This is a genomic window from Mesorhizobium sp. P2_C7 (assembly GCF_056404515.1).
Genome location: NZ_JBFUDW010000006.1, coordinates 82,114 through 97,971, shown reverse-complemented (window position 1 = coordinate 97,971; position 15,858 = coordinate 82,114). Strand labels below are relative to the sequence as shown.

The following is a 15,858-nucleotide window of genomic DNA, read 5'->3' as shown; positions in this document are numbered from 1 at the left end:
CCGTTAGCTGAAGCCGTATCGTCACCGCCCATCCTGCTTGCCGTCGAGGGCGTCACCAAGCATTTCTCCGGCGTCACCGCGCTGAGCGACGTCTCGCTCGACATCCGGCCGGGCGAAATCCTCGGCCTGCTTGGGGAAAACGGCGCCGGCAAGTCGACGCTGCTCAAGATCCTGTCGGGCGTCATGCCGCCGTCGAGCGGGCTCATCATTTTCGACGGCACCGACTATCATCCGTCCAGTCCCCAGGATGCCAAGCGGCTCGGCATCGTCACCATCTACCAGGAGCTGAGCCTGATCCCGACTCTGACGGTGGCGGAGAACATCTTTATCGGCCGCGCACCGATCGGTCCGCTCGGGCTGGTCAGCTGGCGCAAGATGGAGGAAGATTCCCGGGCGATCATCGCCCGCGTCGGTCTCTCCATCGATCCGATGACGCTGGTGTCGGCGCTGTCGGTGGCCGAACAGCAGCTGGTCGAGATTGCCCGTGCGCTGTCGCTGGAAAGTCGGCTGATCATCATGGACGAACCGACCTCGGCGCTGACCGAGACCGAGGTGCAGCGGCTGCTGTCGATCATGGACCGGCTGCGCAGGGACAAGGTCGCCATCATGTTCGTCACTCACCGGCTGGAGGAGGCCTCCGCCATCTGCGACCGCATGACGGTGCTGCGCGATGGCAGGCTGGCCGGGCACCTCGACCGCCAGGGCGGGCCGATCGCGTTGCCGAAGATCATCGAGAAGATGGTTGGCCGCGCGGCGTCCGAACTCTATGCACGACCGGCGCAGCGCGCGGTCGCCGGCGATGTCGTGCTGTCGGTGCGCGGCCTGCGCACGGTGCGCGACCCCGAGGCGCCGCATGCTATCGTGCTCGACGGCGTCGATATCGATCTCAAGGCTGGCGAAATCCTCGGCGTCGCCGGCCTCGTCGGTTCGGGCCGCACGGAACTGGCGCGCGCCATTTTCGGCGCCGACCGCATCGCGGCGGGCACCATCACGCTCGACGGCAAGCCAATCGCTCCCCCGTCACCGGCGGATGCCATAGCACTCGGCATTGGCCTGGTGCCGGAGGACCGCAAGCACCAGGCGATCTTTGCCGCACTCGGTATCCTGCCGAATTTCTCCGTCGCTTCGCTCGGCACGTTCAGCAACGGCTTCGGCTTCATGGCCGAGCGGCGCGAACGCGACGCGCTTGCCGGTTTTCGCAAGATGCTGTCGATCCGCATGGCCTCGGTCGAACAGGCGATCGAGGGCCTGTCTGGCGGCAACCAGCAGAAGGTGATCCTGGCGCGCTGGCTGGCGCGCGATCCGAAAGTGCTGATCGTCGACGAGCCGACGCGCGGCGTCGATGTCGGCGCCAAGACCGAGGTGCACCAAATCCTGGTGCAGCTTGCGGCGCGCGGCATCGCGGTGATGATGATCTCGTCCGAACTGCCGGAGGTGCTGGCGGTGTCGGACCGCATCGTCACCATGCGCCGGGGGCGCATCACCGGCGAGATGCCGGGGATCGAGGCAAGCGAGGAAAAACTGATGGAACTGATGGCACTCGACAAGCGGGACACGAAGGGGCCGGATACGACGGGGCAGGCACGATGAGCGTGGCGGGAGAGCAGAACCAGCGTAGCGGCATCAACATCGCGCGGCTGCTGATGAGCTTTGGGCCGCTGCTGTTCCTGGCCGCACTGGTCGTCGTCTTTACCGTCCTGAAGCCGAGCTTCATCGATCCGATCAACCTGTTCAACATCACGCGGCAGATCTCGATTACTGGGCTGATCGCGCTCGGCATGACCTTCGTCATCCTCACCGCTGGCATCGACCTGTCGGTCGGCTCGCTGCTTGCCTTCTGCGGCATGGTCGCCGCCGTGGTCGCCAAGGGCGGCACCGCCAACACGCTGTCGCTGTCGACCTCAGGCACGCAGGGCTATGGCTGGTTCGCCGCATTGCTGGCCGCCGTCGTGGTTGGCGCTGCAGCAGGCGGCGTGCAGGGCCTTGCCATCACCAGGCTGAAAGTGCCGCCCTTCGTCGTCACGCTGGGCGGGCTGACGGTGTTTCGCGGGCTCACGCTGACCATTTCCAATGGCGGTCCGATCTCGGGCTTCGACGCTTCGATGCGCTGGTTCGGCACCGGCCTGATCGGCCCGGTGCCGGTGCCGGCGCTGATCTTCGCGGCGGCCGCGATCCTGTGCCACATCGTGCTGCGCTACACGCGCTACGGCCGCGCCGTCTATGCCGTCGGCGGCAATGCCGAGGCGGCACGGCTGTCGGGCCTGCGGGTCGACCGCATCCTGGTCTCGGTCTATGTCATCGTCGGTTTCTTCGCCGGTCTGGCCGCCTTCGTGCTGTCGGCGCGGCTCAACTCCTCGGAAGCGGTTGCCGGCATCGGCTACGAGCTGACGGTGATCTCGGCCGTCGTCATCGGCGGCACCTCGCTGTTCGGCGGCATCGGCTCGGTCGGCGGCACGGTGGTGGGTGCCGCCCTGATCGGCGTGCTGCAGAACGGGCTGCAGTTCAACAACGTCTCGTCCTACACGCAAAGCATCGTCATCGGCCTGATCCTGATTCTGGCCGTGGCGTTCGACCGCTGGCTGAAGTCGCGGGTGAGAAGATAGTCGCTTCCCCTCTCGGGGAGAAGGTTGGGTCGGCGCACAGCGCCGAGACGGATGAGGGGTGCTGTACGGGAGGCAAGCTATTGGATGCCTGCTCGTCAGGCCGCTTCCAACGCCCAGAGCCGGTGACCGTAACGGCGGAAGTAACGTGCCATCAGGCGCTGCTGTCTGGCTCTGATGAGGTCGGGCAGGCGCCGCTCCTGGCGCCAGCGCGGCATGTTGCGCCAGAAGGCGATGAAGCGGGCGGCATCCTCGATGGCTTCTTGCGCCGACAGCGCCGGACCGATCGCCGTCAGGAACAGCGCCTGCGAATGTTTCAGTGCATCGATGACGGCCTTGCGCCTGACATGATCCTGGCGGGCGCGCTCGATGCCGTTGCGGCGGATCGCGTCGAAGGCTTCGAGCAGAGCAGGGCTGTCGCCGGTGTAACCGCAGGCGCGGGCGAAATCGGCGGCAAGGGCGTCCATCGTCACTCCCGGATATGATGCGGCGGGCGGTTCGCGCCCCGACTCACATTTGTGAGTCGATATAAGCATAACTCAAATAACTGTAGAAGAAAAACTTTTGGGAATCTTTGAGATGGGCGACTCGACTCGCGGCCTAAAACACAGGATTATGCGAACAAATCAGGAACAAAGACGAGGCAGGGGCGATGGCATTGCCAGGCAAGGAAGCAGTAATCGCGCATGTCGCCTCGATATCGGTCGAGTGCGCCGATTGCGGCCGCAACAGATGGTGGCGGCCCGATCAGCTGAAGCGGTTCGGGGTGTCGGGGAATACGCCGCTGGCCGCCCTTTCAGGCCGCATCGTCTGCTCGGCCTGCCGCGCCGACGGGCTGCCGGGCGTGGCCATTTCGATCCAGGCGGCGTTCATCGACGAGCGCCAGCGCGTGCGCAGCGAAGCCCGGATGCTGAACGACCGCGAGGCGCCGCTCGAGGGAGCGAGGCGGGCGTGAGGAGAGGGGCGCTGCGGGAGCCGCCACCCTAATACCCCAGCAGTTCCTTGAGCGGGATGACGCGCCAGACCTGTTTTATGGCGTAGCGGTTGAAGGTCAGCGTCTTCGGCGGATTGTACTGCTCGACCACCAGCTCGGCGGTGGTGCGCTTGACCAGCTTCTTGATGAAGGCCTTGCCGTTGCGCTCGTTTTCTTCGGGAAAAGTCTCGATCACGACATGGTCGCCGGGCACCGCCTCACGGCCGCCGCAGTAGATCATGTCGCCCGGTTCGTAGCGCGGCACCATGGAATCGGACAGCACGTGCAGCGCAAACACCTTGGGGAGGTTGCGGATGCCGGGCGGACGCTGGACATAGCCGGCCGGCTCGCCGTTCAAGGTGAAGTCGCCGTCATCGCCGCCGACGGCGGCGCCCAGCACCGGGATATCCATCGGTCCGGCGGGTGGTGGGCCGGCATCGGTGACGATCTCCACGTCGGCGACCGGGCCGGTGTCATCGAGGAAGACGACCTCGCCCTTGCCCAGCGCCACTGGGTCGACGCGCAGGAAGGCGGCGGTCTTCAACAGGTTCTCGGTCTTGGGCAGGTTGCGGCCGGTTTCCCAATTGCCGACGGCGGCGACATCGGTGTCGTTGTGCTCGGCAATGTGGCGCATGACCAGGCCGCGCTGCTTGCGCGCCTGGCGGATCGCCGCCCCGACCTTGATTGACAGTTGCGTTTTTGCCATGGCGTGCATGTGAGCGATGAAAGTGGCTCTCGTCTATGAAAGAATGGCTTGCATATATTTTTGAGTTATGCTTATATATGGACATGCAAAACCTGTCCAGATTCGATGGCGCCGTGGCGCCGGCCTCGCATGAGGCGCACCCGGCGGTCACCACCGCCAGCCATTCCCTTCCGCCCCGGCCGTCCTCCTCCCCGGCCGGAGCGAAGCCCGAGGTGCCTTGCCTGATTGCATCGGCCTCGGATCCGGTCCGCCCGTCACCGGCGACCGGAACGGCCGGAGCCGCCGCTCCCAGCGGCTCCGGCCCCCAATTCGATCGAGATGGCGCTGGCCAGGATTCTGCCGGTCCAGCTGACCGGTCATGCATCCGCACGCAGGATGGCACCGTCATCCTGTTCGATCCGCTGGCGGGCAGGGCGGTTTCCGCCTCCGACAGAAAAACGGCCGAGGCGCGGCTTTCGCGCCTCGCTGAACCGGCCAGGCGGCGAGCCCGCTCCCGGTGAGGCTGAAGCCGGCGCCAGCCGGCCCCCCGAACCGACAACCCTGACTGCGGCCCAGGCAACCGGGCCCAGCCCTGACGCTTGCCCGACGGCGCACGGCCGAAGGCAGAACTTTGGATGGAGCCTTGAGATGGCAAGCTATACCGACGCCGAATTGCGAGAGATCGCCCGCTGGCTGAAGGACGGGCTTTCCGCCTCAAAGATCGCGGCGGCTTTCACTGTGCTGCGCGGCGTGCGCGTGTCGCGCAACGCCATCATCGGCATCGTGCACCGCAACGCCATGCTGAGTGCGATCGGCTTTGCCAATGGCAAGCGGCTGCCGGCCCGCAAACGCAAGGCGAGCAAGCGGGCGAACGGAACGGGCGGGGCCATCGCCAAGGTGTCCGACACGATCGACGTCGCGCTTGCCACCGGCATCGCCGGCACGCCGGTCCGGCCGAAGCGCTTGCCGCAACCCCTGTCGGAGCGCGAAGTGGGCGTGCTGGTCGCCGATGGCGAAGCCTATCGCCTGGAGATGCCGGTGCCGCCTCGTGCGGCCCTCGGCCGCCAGCCGCATGGCGTGGCGATGCGTTTCATCGACTGCCTGTTCGGCCGCTGCCGCGCGCCGCTGGACCTGACGCTGGAAGAAGATCCTGAAAACGATGCGCCGGGCAGTCGGCCCGGCGCAGACATGCTGTGTTGCGGCATGCGCACCAAGGCACTGAAAAGCTATTGCCCCTACCACCAGGCCCGCTTTCGCCGCCGCGTTTTTGAGGCGGAGGCGGGTTAGCATTCCTTCCCCCCCGTTTACGGGGAGAAGGTGCCGGCAGGCGGATGAGGGGCGGCGCTGACGTGGCGGGATTGAAAACAGATATGAGCTTCAAGCATCCGACCGAAGCGCTGGCGCCGCCCCTCATTGCCTTGGCGGGCATTTCTCCCCGTGAACGGGGAGAAAGAAACCTCGTCGCCCTATTTCGGTATCTGCCGGCCTTGCTTGGGCATGCGGCTTTGCACGGTCCTGGTCTCGAGCGTCATGGCCGGTCCGCCTTCGGCCTCCAGGATGTCGGCCACCCTGGCAAAGCCGGTGAACACTTTCATGGCGTCGGATTCGGAAATCTGCGCAGCGATGGCAGCGCTGCAGGCGTTGAGGGCGCTGCGGTAGACATGGCCGCGCCGCTCGAGCGGCCAGCGCTGCAGGAAGTCGGCGGCGTCGTTGACGCAGTCGATCTCTTCGATCTGTCCGTCGATCCGCACCTTGAGCGGCACTCCGGTCTTCATCGTACCCACGGCGTTCACCTTCACTCTGCGCGGGGCTGGAAACCCCGCTCTTATCAACGCGCCACGCTGGCTGACGGTTGCATCACATTTTCGGCCCGGCCCGGCCCACCAACCTCACAACCCTCACGGGCTGACCACGGCGTCCAGCCAGGCATGGGCACGGCTTCTTGGCCTGACCACCAATATATTCTGTTGGCCAGCCGCCCTGGTGAGGGCGTCGAAGGCGATGCGCTGGCTGCAAGTGCCGTCTACCGCCAAGGCGACGAGCCTGGCCGCCTCGACATAGCCAGGTGCTGTCTTGTCTGGCCATTGCTGCCTGAGCGCGTCGGCGGCCTCGGCCACCGAGCCGACCAACATGGTTCTGCTGTCGCAAAAGCGCAGCGTAACCGGCATGAAAGCTGTCATACGCAAACCTCCCGTTGGTATGGACGCGACATAACGTCGAAAGTTCGCGCTGGTTCCATTAGTCCGGACGCGGATATGGCCGTCGTCTCGGCAAGTCGTGGTTTTGCCCCTCAACGCAGCTCTGCGTCGAGCTGTTCGAAACGCCGCGCGATCTGCGATCTGCTCGCCAGAAGTGCGGCACTTCAGAACCCAGGTTCCGCACGGCCCAACCCAATCCCAACACCCCAACCAGGAGCCTCCCGTGAGCAAGAGAACCAGAGCTGCAAAACCGCAGGCACCAAAACTGCCGAAGGGCGAGGCCGAGCAGGTGCGCATCCGCCGCGAGATCGGCCATGATTTCGCGCTGAAGGACGATGACTTCGGCCGCACGCGGCTGGCTGCGGGCACGCTGGAGGCGGGTCGCGTCTACGAGGTGTCGAATGACGGCTTCACCTCCACCGGCGGCATCGTGCGGGTGCGCAATGTGGATCCGCTGCTGGGCATCACCTCGCTGTCGCGTCAGCAGCGCGAGGCCGGCTTGCGCTACCGCGAGGATTTCCGCTGCAGCCAGCAGGCGAGCGTGAAACCGATGCGCTGGAGCGAGCGGGTCGACGGCGGTCGGCACGGCGGCGGCATCGCCGACAGCGTGCTCGACGCTGGCCGCGCCCACGCCGCCGCGAGCAGGGCGCTATGCCATTGGGAGGTGGTCGCCGTGGTGCAGAAAGTCTGCTGCGCCGGCGGCTCGATCAAGGGCCTGGCCGAGCAGACCGGCGAGGGCAGGGATGTGGTGACGAAGCTCTTGAAGGTCGGACTGGACCTGCTGGCGGTGCACTATGGGATGATGGTGGGGAGAAGGGTCGGGTGACAGGAGATCCGACCGGCAATGCCGGCCGGATCAATCTTCCCAGATCAGGTCATCCGCAGACGCGGATTTCCTCGATGATCCTGTGGTGATGGCGCCAGTGCTTGACCAGTTCGATGTGGCAACGGTGGTACCGGCGGTAATAACGTGGCCTGTAGCCGTTGTCGTAGGCATCGTACCGGTAATAGGGGCGATAGGCGTAGCGATCGCCGTAGTCACCGTAACCATTGTAATAGCCGCCGCCGTAATAGTCGTCGGCATAGCCGCCGATGCCGATCGTGATGCGACTACCGGCATCCGCGGGAGCGATCATCGCCGCCGCCGAAGCAATGGCGATAACCGAAACAAGCAGGAGCTTCTTCATGGCTACCTCCTTTTCAAGGTTAGTCTAATATAACCCCCGAGGCGCGGCCCCGTTCCACAGATTCTTAAAGATGTGATGAGCAATGCGGACGCCGGGGGCCGTGCCCGGCAGACATCTCACCTTCCCAGCCTCCCCATTTGCTTTGCCAAAAACTCCACGAACAGCCTTGCCCGCACCGGCAGTTGCCGGCCGAAGGCATGTACGATGTGGACCGGCATGGTTGGCATCGGCACATCTGGCAGGACGCGCATGAGTCGGGCGGTGTCGATGTCGTCTTGCACGGCGACTTGCAGGAGGTGAGCGATGCCGGCGCCGGATAGGGCGGCGTTGCGGATGGCGCCGCCGTCGTCGGTGTCGAAGCGGCCGTCGGGCACGATTTCGGTGCCGTCGGCAAAAGTGATGGCCCGCGGGCGACCTGCCGAGACATAACGGACGAAATCGTGGCGTCGCAGATCTTCGATCGAGGCTGGAAAGCCTCGGCGCTGGAGATAGGCGGGGGCGGCCACGAGCACGATCGGCAGGCTGGCGATGCGCCGCACCGTGAGCCCGGCATCGGCCAGCGTGCCCATGCGCACCGCCACGTCATAGTTCTCGCGGATCAGGTCGGCGTGACGGTCCGTGACGCTGAGTTCCAGCTTCACCTCCGGTTGCTCGGCCAGGAACAGCTGCACCCATGAAGCGATGAGGCCGCGGCCGAGTTCGACCGGGGCGGTGACGCGCAGCAGGCCGCGCGCCGTGCCGGTGCTCTGCACAATGTCCTGCGCATCGTCGAGCGCCCGCAGCAGCGGCGCCACCCGTTCGTAATAGGCGATGCCTTCGCTGGTCAGCCCCAGCCGGCGGGTCGAGCGCTGGATGAGTTTAGCGCCGAGCCTCCGCTCCAGCTTCGCCACGCTCTTCGACACGGCCGACGGGCTGGAGCCGATCAGCCGGCTGGCGGCCTGGAACGAACCGGCATCCACCGTGCGCACGAAGGCGACAAGGCCGGCGGTCTTTTCGAGGATTGTGGTCATGGCGGCATCGTCCCATGTCGAGAAGGGCTGATTGCGGAATTCCAGGCAAGAAAGAATGGCCTGAGGTCAGGCTAATACGCTTTTTATGCGCACTTAAATACCGCTCATCGTCAGGATCAAGGAGAGAATGGATGAGCAGTCTGGACGGGAAGGTCGCCATCGTCACCGGCGCATCGAAGGGAATTGGAGCAGCTATCGCCAAGGGGCTGGCGGCGGCGGGCGCCGCTGTCGTGGTCAACTATGCCTCATCGCGGGAAGGGGCCGAGCGCGTCGTCGCCACCATCGCGGACGCCGGCGGCCGGGCGGTCGCGGTGAGGGGCGATGTCGCGCAAGCGGCTGACGTGCGCAGCCTGTTCGAAGCGGCAAAGTCCTCGTTCGGCGGCGTCGACATCCTGGTCAACAATGCCGGCGTGTTCCAGTTCGAGCCGCTGGAGGCGGTGACGGAGGCTGAGTTCCACCGCGAATTCGACACCAATGTGCTGGGCGTCGTGCTGACCATCCAGGAAGCGGTGAGGCATTTCGGGCCGGCGGGCGGCAGCATCATCAACATCAGCTCTGTCGCCAGTGCCAATCCGCAGCCGAATTCGCTGATCTATGCCGCCACCAAGGCGGCGGTGGATTCGATCACGCTGTCGATGTCGCGTGAGCTTGGCGCCCGCCACATCCGCGTCAACGCGATCGCGCCAGGCGGTGTCGACACCGAGGGGTTGCAGCGCGTCGGCATTGTCGGCAGCGTACACGAGGAGGCGCTGGTGGCGGTCACCCCGCTCGGCCGCTTTGGCCAGCCGGATGACATTGCGCGGGTGGCGGTGTTTCTGGCGTCCGACGAGGCCGGTTGGCTGACGGGAGAGCGGATTACGGCGTCGGGTGGGTGGCGATAGGGGCGCGACTAGATCGGAAGGGTTGCCGAGGGCGCATGCGACTTTCTTCCGTGGCGCTGCCCCTCATCGCCCTGCCGGGCACTTCTCCCCGTATAGTGACGGGGAGAAGGACGCTGTTGTGTATGGTTTCGCCAATCGTCAGCGGTGAGAACGAAGAACGAAGGTTGCGGCGATTTCCCTTCTCCCCGTCACTATACCGGGAGAAGGTGCCGGCAGGCGGATGAGGGGCAGCACCGGCCTCACAGAAAGGCGACCCGCGCCACATCACTTAAAACAACGCTTTCTCCAGCGGCCGCTCCAGCGTCTCCGCGAAGGCGGTGGCAAGGTGGTGGCGGTCGCGGAAGGCCAGCTTGCCGCCGATGAAGACGTGGCAAGAGGTGTGGCCGCAGAAATGGTCGGTGAGGTCGACATAGAGCGTGTCGGGCACGCTGGCCACGATGGCGCGCTCGGTGGCGGCCGCGCCGTCATTGGCGGCCTCGGTCCTTGGCGTGTCGCAGTGCGGCGACGGCGCCTCGCGCCACCACAGCGCGCGCGCCACGCAGGAATCGGCGAAGCTGGTGTTGATCGGCGTGTCGCGGATCACCGCGGCCTCGACGCCGGCCCGGCTGAAGGCCTGCAAGGTCGAGCGCAGGCCGGCCTGCCAGCGCGCGGTCTCGGCGGTGCGGCTGGCGGCGGGCATGTCGCGCGTCAGATTGCCAATGGAGAATTCCGAGATCACCACCAGGCGCGGCTTGCGGGCGATGATGTCCGATATCGCCTGCTCGCGCCAGGCGTCGCATTCGGTGTAGTCGCGTTTCAGCACGGTGTTGAAGGTCGAGAGCCGCGAGGCGCGGCACGATGATTTGAGATAGGTGACCACCTTAGTATCGTTGCGCCTGGCCGCCTCGATCAGCGGCGTCGACCAGTGGTCGGCATGCGAATCGCCGAACAGCACGATGGTGTGGGCGGCATCGGTGGCGCCGAACGTGCAAGGTTTGGGCGTCACCGTGTGGAAGTCGAGCAGGCAGCTCTTGTCGACGGCGCGCACGATGGAGGGTTGTTCGGCCGCCTGCTCGATGCCGCGCTGCTCGGGGTCGATGTTGCGCTGGGCCAGATGCGCATTGGCATAGGCCACCGCCACGCCGGCACCCGTCAGCGCAAGCGCGGGAGCCAGCGCTATTGCAGGAAAAGTGAGACGCGGTTTTGCGTCGGGGATTGCGCTGAAATAAAGAGCCCTGGCGCCTGCCGTCAGCCAGCCGGCACGTCGTCCGGGGTTCTCGATCAGGCGATAGGTGAACACCGACAGCGCCAAGGCTAGCGCGCCGCAACCGAGGCGCTGCGGCACGCTGAGATCCGGCACCAGCATCTGCGCATAGACGATCACCGGCCAGTGCCAGAGATAGAGCGAATAGGAGAGCGCGCCGATCCATTGCAGGGGCGGCAGCGACAGAGCTGCGGCCGGGCCAAAGGCCTGCCAGTTGTTCCGTCTGTTGGCCCACATGCCAGCCCGCTCCTCGCCAGCCCCGCCTAACAGCACCAGCACCGTGCCGGCAACCGGCAGCAGCGCCAGGTAGCCGGGAAAGGGCAGGTCTTCGCTCAGCCACAGATAGGCCGCCGCGATCAGCGCCAGGCCGATCGAGCCAAGTGCAGCGCACAGCCACGGACGATGCAGCAGGAAAGTCACTGGGACCAGCGTCGCCAGGCCGCCGGCGGCGAACTCCCAGGCACGCAGCGGCGAGAAATAGAAGGCCCATGCCGGTGCCGCGCTGGTCAGCCAGGCGCAGGCGACGAAGGAGGCAAGGCCGGCGATGCCGATCACGGCCACGGCCGTTCGCCGGCCGGGACGCAGCCAGGCCGCCAGCAGAAGCAGCGCCGGCCAGGCCAGGTAGAACTGCTCCTCCACGGACAGCGACCAGAAGTGGATGAAGGGATTGCTGGTGGCATCCGTGGCGAAATAGTCGAACGACCAGCGCAGCAGCCACAGATTGATGGCGTAGGCGGAGGCGAACATGGCGCCGCGCGAATAGAGCGCCTGCTCCTGCGGCGACAGGATGAAATAGCCGGCCACAAGCGTCGCCAGGACGACGAACAGGGCCGCCGGCAAAAGGCGCCGCGCGCGCCTGGCATAGAAGCGCCAGAGGTCGAGCCTGCCGGTGTCGCCGATCTCCTGCATGAGGTGGGTGGTGATCAGCCAGCCGGAGATGACGAAGAAGATGTCGACGCCGGCAAAGCCGCCCGGCAGGGCGGAGAGCCCGAAATGATAGGCGACGACGCCGCCGACGGCGAGCGCGCGCAAACCCTGTATGTCCGGCCGGAACGATGCTGCCAAGACGGCTCCTTCGTGCAAGCCCACCTCTTGGCCCACCGCTTGTCCCAGCCCGTCGCAAGTGTCGGCCGGGCAGGTTGACATCGCAATGCAACAAATCTTTCGCAGTGCAACATGGCGGAAAAAGGGAGTCGCTCTCCCACCGGCAGTGCCGGGCCGTCAGCTGTTCCGGATTTGGCGTATCAAGCCTCGCGCGCGAGGCTTGATACCAGAGGATCGACGCCGGGGTCATCGAGGCTGACAGTGTGGGCCATCCGCATTGCCTGTCTCGGGCTGATCCTGGTGACGTCCCGCCGCATGATGACCGACACGAAGGCTGGCCCTGATCCCGTCAGGACAATGGCCCTGCCGACCAGAACCGGCTCAGAGATGGGGGCCCATTGCACGACTACGATCGACGGGTCGCCGGTCTGGCGGCTGTTGATGCCGCTGAAATAGATCCAGTTCAGGCGCGAGATCACCACGCCGTAGTGGTTGTCGGGCGCCCGTGCTCCGCCCTGGCTGTCGTCTGGAGCCCACCGCGTCACGCGCCTGAAGGTGACCAACTCGGTCTCACGCTGCACGAAGGTGATCGAGCGCGTCAAAAGGTCGGGGCGGCCGGGAACCGAAAAATAGGTGAAATAGGTGCCACCGGCGATGGCCGGCGAGGGGGGATGCACCATGGTCTCATACAGTCTCTGGCGCAGCGATGCGTGGCTGTCGGTGGCTGCCGCGGCAGCGGGCTCGCGATAAAGATCGTTCTCGTCGATCTTGAAGAAGCCGCAGATCAGCCTGGCGGTGGCTTTGTTCGGAATAGCCTGGCCTTGCAGATAACGCTCGAACTGGGTGCGGTTGATGCCAAGCTCACGGCACACCGCACTCACGGAAGCGTGGCGTTGGACCAGCCGCCTGAGATTGGCGGCGAGATTCTCGCGAATTGGCACGACATCGCCCCCGCGACGTACGGATGCTTATTCAAGCGATAACTTATATTTTGCCAAACTCGCATGCGGCGACGGTTTCGCGAAGAGGGACTTTGGGCCAATAGCGCGGCCGGTCCGGTGACACGAAGACTGTACGGTTTTGACAGTTTGGCTATGCAAGCCAGCCAAATGGGCGTAATCCAGTGCCAAGAGCGACCTGGATCGGCCACTCGACATCCTGTTATGGAGGGCGGTTTGGATCACACCGGCCTGGTCGAGCTTCTGGACTATACGCAAGCGCAATTGAGCAAGATACGCCAGGCGGTGGCCGCGAGCGATCACGCCGGCGCCATGTTCACCATCGATTGCCTTATCGGAGCGGCGGCCGAACAGACGAAATGCAAGCTCGCAAGCCTGGAGCATGCCGGGTTGCCAATTGGCAGAAATGAACCGGTTGGCCGGAAAAGGGCGGCGGATGACTATGAAGTCGGTGCGACACGGCCCGGCAAAGTGACATCATCGGGCAAGCCGGCGGCCCGGCGCCCTTGATCAGTCGGCATCGATCTCGCCGACCAGCCTGACGTATTCGGCCTCGGCTTCGCCGTAACTGCCATTGGCGAGTTCTTCCAATCCGGCGCGGTCGCGGATGACGATTTCGCCGCGGCGAGAACGGATCAGCGCGCGGCCTTCCAGCAACTGGAGGGCAACGGTGACGCCTGGCCGCCGAACGCCAAGCATGATGGCCAGGAATTCGTGCGTGATGGCCAAGGTTTCGCCAGGCACCCGGTCGTCGCACATGAGCAGCCACCGCGCCAGCCGCTCCTCGAGCTTCAGCCTTGCGTTGACGAGTGCGGTGCAACCGGCCTGGGTCTGGAGCGCGTTGACGAAGCGCAGCAGGAACATCCGCAAGGTCGCACTTGCCGCAAGGGCCGCATTGAAAGGGCCGGCTTCGATGCGTATGGCTTCGCCTTCAAGCTGCACATAGCAGGCATGCACCGCACGGTCGTCGCCCATCACCAGCGAAGATCCCGTCATGCCTTCGAAGCCGATGAAGCCCACTTCGGCCTCGTGGCCGCTGGTCGTACTGGCGACCACCGAGCCGATGCCCCGTTCGATGAAGTAGACGGCCTCGATCGGAATATTGGGGCTCACCAGTACCTGGCGCAAAGGCAGGTCGCAGCGCTGCATATGGGGCTTGAGCAGCGCGAGGTCATCCGCCGGCATGCGCCGCAATAGTTGGTTTCGATATTGATGGTTTTTGCCCGGATCAGTCATGGCACGGCCCAATGCAGGGCAAGAGCCATCCGATCTCCCAGCCGTCCGCGCCCCGTATCAACGTGCCGACGATAGCCCGTATATAGGGAGTTTGAAGGAAAAAACCCAGGAATGCGGTATGAAATTCGATGCACGGCGACCCCCACCAATGTTCGCATACGCAAAGTTCGGCCTGAACGTTAGTGTCGGAAACGTACCAAACACGTCTTGGTACAAAACCGACATATCCCTTGAGAATGCCGGATCACAGCGACGGTCGATAAAATCCGCCGGCTAACGACAAAGGCGCCATGTCACGTCTGGTCATCCCTTCTAGGCGTGGCTGATGACTCGCGTCTTTATTCTGCAGGCGGGAAAGTGTACGATTTTTACGGTTGGCGGCGCGGACACCGTCAGGCAAGTGGCCGCTGCTCCAAGAGAGGGCTTCTCATGTCGAGCCTCAACAAGCGCCATCCCGGCTTCTATCCTTTCGATCTGAAACTGTGCCAACGCGTCTTCGATCAGGTCTGCTCCGAACGCAAACTTGACCCTAGGTCATCGGAGCCGGACGTGCAGCGGCTCGCAGCCACGGTGTTCTCGCTGTTCGAGAATGGCTGCAGCAATGAAACCGAGTTGCTTGAGAGTTTCAGGCGGACCCGCCAGTGACCGAAGCCCGGGTCATGTCCTCGGACACCCGGGCATCGAGTTGCGAGGCCAGAGGGCCGGGATCGTTCCGGATCGAATAGCGCGCCAACCCGGACAGCTTCAGTTCTTATCCACCGGCTTCGAACGCATTCTCGACACCGTCTCGCGCTCGGCGCGCTTGGAGCGCAGCGGCGGCAGGCCGCGGTCGACCAGGTCCATGTCCTCCAGCACCATGTCGCCCATGCGCTTGAAGGCGATGTCGAGCGCGCCGGCACGGTGGGCCGAGCGCAGGAAACCGGGCAGGGCACGAACCGGATGGTCTTGCGCCAGCGGCTCTTCCGGGAAGACGTCGCTGGCGGCGACGATGTGGCCGCTTTTCACCGCCGCCATCAGGGCGGGAAAATCGACGACGCCGGCGCGGCTGAGCAGGATGAAGGCCGCGCCCTCGCGCATGCTGGCAAAGGCATCGGCGCCGAGAAATCCCTGGTTCTCGCTGGTCACCGAAGCGACGACGAAGACGAAGTCGCTGTGCGACAGCACCTCGTCGAGCGAGGCCGGCTCGACGCCGTTGTCGATCAGGATCGACGGCGGCAGCCAGGGATCGAAGACTTTTGTGCGGGTGCGGAAGCCCGACAGCAGCCGGTTTAGCGCGCGGCCGAGATCGCCGAAACCGACGATGCCGACATCGGCCCCCGACAGCAACCTGGCTGTCCGGTTGCCGTCGCCGCCCCACAGCTCCTTGCCCTGGCGAAAGGCGAGGTCGGCGTCGACGATGTCGCGGGCAAGGTTGAGCGCCATGGCAAGGCCAAGCTCGGCCACCGGCTCGGCGAAAACCAGGCCGGTGGTGACGACATGGATGCCGCGCGCAAACAGCGTCTCGTAGGGCATGTTGTTGATCAGGTTCGTCTCGACGTTGAAGACGCAGCGCAGTGCCTTCATCTTGTCCAGCGTTTCAGGCGCGATCGGCGGCTGGCCGACTATGTAGCGGGCTTCGGCCAGCACATCGGCCGGCAATTTTGCGACGCCATCGGGTGTCGTCTCGACGATACGGTATGTTTTCCGGAAGCGTGCCAACTGCGGGGGCGTGAAGATGAGGTCGAGCGTGCGCGGTTCCGGCGCGCTGATGACCAGCGGCAAGGTGCTGTCTGACATGGCAATCTCCTCCGGGCGCGAACCTCATCGCACATTTTTAGTTTGCACATGTCGTTATCCCGTTGC

General features: G+C 64.9%; 18 protein-coding genes and 1 pseudogene. 9 read left to right on the top strand and 10 right to left on the bottom strand.

All coding sequences use genetic code 11. The features are described 5' to 3' along the window. Window positions 1-93: 93 nt before the first annotated feature. The 3 genes and pseudogenes from AC1D2G_RS14365 to AC1D2G_RS14355 form a co-directional block, all read left to right on the top strand. Window positions 94-522: pseudogene (locus AC1D2G_RS14365) on the top strand (ATP-binding cassette domain-containing protein); the annotation flags it as partial. Next, entirely contained in the window at window positions 517-1,590 is a 1,074-nt protein-coding gene (locus AC1D2G_RS14360; protein ID WP_477415133.1) for a sugar ABC transporter ATP-binding protein, read from the top strand. The pseudogene AC1D2G_RS14365 and the gene AC1D2G_RS14360, both read left to right, overlap by 6 nt. Beyond that, the gene (locus AC1D2G_RS14355) at window positions 1,587-2,603 is read left to right on the top strand and encodes an ABC transporter permease (RefSeq protein WP_477226703.1); all 1,017 of its coding nucleotides are present in this window, start codon (window positions 1,587-1,589) and stop codon (window positions 2,601-2,603) included. Before AC1D2G_RS14360 ends, AC1D2G_RS14355 begins: the two co-directional genes overlap by 4 nt. 95 nt (window positions 2,604-2,698) lie before the next feature. On the opposite strand, the gene AC1D2G_RS14350 is transcribed toward AC1D2G_RS14355, so the two are convergent. Then, window positions 2,699-3,067 carry a hypothetical protein gene (locus AC1D2G_RS14350; RefSeq protein ID WP_477396942.1) on the bottom strand — a complete coding sequence of 123 codons (369 nt, stop codon included), beginning with the start codon at window positions 3,065-3,067 and terminating at the stop codon, window positions 2,699-2,701. Window positions 3,068-3,252: 185 nt separating this feature from the next. Between AC1D2G_RS14350 and AC1D2G_RS14345 the strand changes: the two genes are divergently transcribed. Then, window positions 3,253-3,555 carry a hypothetical protein gene (locus AC1D2G_RS14345; protein WP_477226705.1) on the top strand — a complete coding sequence of 101 codons (303 nt, stop codon included), beginning with the start codon at window positions 3,253-3,255 and terminating at the stop codon, window positions 3,553-3,555. 28 nt (window positions 3,556-3,583) lie between these two features. Here AC1D2G_RS14345 and AC1D2G_RS14340 read toward each other — a convergent pair whose 3' ends face one another. Next, entirely contained in the window at window positions 3,584-4,288 is a 705-nt protein-coding gene (locus AC1D2G_RS14340) for an XRE family transcriptional regulator (protein WP_477396944.1), read from the bottom strand. 618 nt (window positions 4,289-4,906) lie between these two features. Between AC1D2G_RS14340 and AC1D2G_RS14335 the strand changes: the two genes are divergently transcribed. Next, a complete protein-coding gene (locus tag AC1D2G_RS14335) occupies window positions 4,907-5,545 on the top strand; it encodes a GcrA family cell cycle regulator (RefSeq protein ID WP_477414730.1) in 639 nt (212 codons plus the stop codon). A gap of 179 nt (window positions 5,546-5,724) precedes the next feature. Here AC1D2G_RS14335 and AC1D2G_RS14330 read toward each other — a convergent pair whose 3' ends face one another. Further along, entirely contained in the window at window positions 5,725-6,033 is a 309-nt protein-coding gene (locus tag AC1D2G_RS14330) for a DUF982 domain-containing protein (protein WP_457150586.1), read from the bottom strand. Window positions 6,034-6,156: 123 nt separating this feature from the next. Next, window positions 6,157-6,438, bottom strand: a complete 282-nt coding sequence (locus tag AC1D2G_RS14325; RefSeq protein ID WP_477414728.1) for a DUF982 domain-containing protein — start codon at window positions 6,436-6,438, stop codon at window positions 6,157-6,159. Between the two features lie 241 nt (window positions 6,439-6,679). Here AC1D2G_RS14325 and AC1D2G_RS14320 point away from each other — a divergent pair, with 241 nt between their 5' ends. Next, a complete protein-coding gene (locus AC1D2G_RS14320; RefSeq protein WP_477301441.1) occupies window positions 6,680-7,282 on the top strand; it encodes a DUF6456 domain-containing protein in 603 nt (200 codons plus the stop codon). Window positions 7,283-7,331: 49 nt separating this feature from the next. On the opposite strand, the gene AC1D2G_RS14315 is transcribed toward AC1D2G_RS14320, so the two are convergent. Together AC1D2G_RS14315 and AC1D2G_RS14310 are read right to left on the bottom strand one after the other, a co-directional pair. Continuing rightward, on the bottom strand, window positions 7,332-7,643 hold the full coding sequence (locus AC1D2G_RS14315; protein WP_477414726.1) for a hypothetical protein: 312 nt from the start codon (window positions 7,641-7,643) through the stop codon (window positions 7,332-7,334). 116 nt (window positions 7,644-7,759) lie between these two features. Continuing rightward, a complete protein-coding gene (locus AC1D2G_RS14310) occupies window positions 7,760-8,653 on the bottom strand; it encodes a LysR family transcriptional regulator (RefSeq protein ID WP_477414724.1) in 894 nt (297 codons plus the stop codon). Window positions 8,654-8,784: 131 nt separating this feature from the next. On the opposite strand from AC1D2G_RS14310, the gene AC1D2G_RS14305 reads away from it, so the two are divergent. Continuing rightward, window positions 8,785-9,534 (top strand): SDR family NAD(P)-dependent oxidoreductase, encoded by a 750-nt coding sequence (locus AC1D2G_RS14305; protein ID WP_477414722.1) that lies wholly within the window; start codon window positions 8,785-8,787, stop codon window positions 9,532-9,534. Window positions 9,535-9,802: 268 nt separating this feature from the next. On the opposite strand, the gene AC1D2G_RS14300 is transcribed toward AC1D2G_RS14305, so the two are convergent. After that, on the bottom strand, window positions 9,803-11,842 hold the full coding sequence (locus tag AC1D2G_RS14300; protein WP_477414720.1) for an acyltransferase family protein: 2,040 nt from the start codon (window positions 11,840-11,842) through the stop codon (window positions 9,803-9,805). 179 nt (window positions 11,843-12,021) lie between these two features. Next, window positions 12,022-12,762 (bottom strand): XRE family transcriptional regulator, encoded by a 741-nt coding sequence (locus tag AC1D2G_RS14295; RefSeq protein WP_477414718.1) that lies wholly within the window; start codon window positions 12,760-12,762, stop codon window positions 12,022-12,024. Window positions 12,763-12,996: 234 nt separating this feature from the next. On the opposite strand from AC1D2G_RS14295, the gene AC1D2G_RS14290 reads away from it, so the two are divergent. Next, on the top strand, window positions 12,997-13,290 hold the full coding sequence (locus AC1D2G_RS14290; protein WP_477414716.1) for a hypothetical protein: 294 nt from the start codon (window positions 12,997-12,999) through the stop codon (window positions 13,288-13,290). On the opposite strand, the gene AC1D2G_RS14285 is transcribed toward AC1D2G_RS14290, so the two are convergent. Then, the gene (locus AC1D2G_RS14285; protein ID WP_477414714.1) at window positions 13,291-14,016 is read right to left on the bottom strand and encodes a Crp/Fnr family transcriptional regulator; all 726 of its coding nucleotides are present in this window, start codon (window positions 14,014-14,016) and stop codon (window positions 13,291-13,293) included. Window positions 14,017-14,445: 429 nt separating this feature from the next. Between AC1D2G_RS14285 and AC1D2G_RS14280 the strand changes: the two genes are divergently transcribed. Beyond that, window positions 14,446-14,661: a hypothetical protein gene (locus AC1D2G_RS14280; protein WP_477414712.1), complete on the top strand. Its 216-nt coding sequence runs from the start codon at window positions 14,446-14,448 to the stop codon at window positions 14,659-14,661. A 99-nt stretch (window positions 14,662-14,760) separates the two neighbouring features. Here AC1D2G_RS14280 and AC1D2G_RS14275 read toward each other — a convergent pair whose 3' ends face one another. Further along, window positions 14,761-15,792: a hydroxyacid dehydrogenase gene (locus AC1D2G_RS14275; protein WP_477414710.1), complete on the bottom strand. Its 1,032-nt coding sequence runs from the start codon at window positions 15,790-15,792 to the stop codon at window positions 14,761-14,763. Between the last annotated feature and the right edge of the window lie 66 nt (window positions 15,793-15,858).

Excerpts from the sequence above, each read along its gene's own strand:
- AC1D2G_RS14360 (WP_477415133.1), top strand. The coding sequence starts at position 517 with ATGGACGAACCGACCTCGGCGCTGACCGAGACCGAGGTGCAGCGGCTG.
- AC1D2G_RS14355 (WP_477226703.1), top strand. The coding sequence starts at position 1,587 with ATGAGCGTGGCGGGAGAGCAGAACCAGCGTAGCGGCATCAACATCGCG.
- AC1D2G_RS14350 (WP_477396942.1), bottom strand. The coding sequence starts at position 3,067 with ATGGACGCCCTTGCCGCCGATTTCGCCCGCGCCTGCGGTTACACCGGC.
- AC1D2G_RS14345 (WP_477226705.1), top strand. The coding sequence starts at position 3,253 with ATGGCATTGCCAGGCAAGGAAGCAGTAATCGCGCATGTCGCCTCGATA.
- AC1D2G_RS14340 (WP_477396944.1), bottom strand. The coding sequence starts at position 4,288 with ATGCACGCCATGGCAAAAACGCAACTGTCAATCAAGGTCGGGGCGGCG.
- AC1D2G_RS14335 (WP_477414730.1), top strand. The coding sequence starts at position 4,907 with ATGGCAAGCTATACCGACGCCGAATTGCGAGAGATCGCCCGCTGGCTG.
- AC1D2G_RS14330 (WP_457150586.1), bottom strand. The coding sequence starts at position 6,033 with ATGAAGACCGGAGTGCCGCTCAAGGTGCGGATCGACGGACAGATCGAA.
- AC1D2G_RS14325 (WP_477414728.1), bottom strand. The coding sequence starts at position 6,438 with ATGACAGCTTTCATGCCGGTTACGCTGCGCTTTTGCGACAGCAGAACC.
- AC1D2G_RS14315 (WP_477414726.1), bottom strand. The coding sequence starts at position 7,643 with ATGAAGAAGCTCCTGCTTGTTTCGGTTATCGCCATTGCTTCGGCGGCG.
- AC1D2G_RS14310 (WP_477414724.1), bottom strand. The coding sequence starts at position 8,653 with ATGACCACAATCCTCGAAAAGACCGCCGGCCTTGTCGCCTTCGTGCGC.
- AC1D2G_RS14305 (WP_477414722.1), top strand. The coding sequence starts at position 8,785 with ATGAGCAGTCTGGACGGGAAGGTCGCCATCGTCACCGGCGCATCGAAG.
- AC1D2G_RS14285 (WP_477414714.1), bottom strand. The coding sequence starts at position 14,016 with ATGACTGATCCGGGCAAAAACCATCAATATCGAAACCAACTATTGCGG.
- AC1D2G_RS14280 (WP_477414712.1), top strand. The coding sequence starts at position 14,446 with ATGTCGAGCCTCAACAAGCGCCATCCCGGCTTCTATCCTTTCGATCTG.
- AC1D2G_RS14275 (WP_477414710.1), bottom strand. The coding sequence starts at position 15,792 with ATGTCAGACAGCACCTTGCCGCTGGTCATCAGCGCGCCGGAACCGCGC.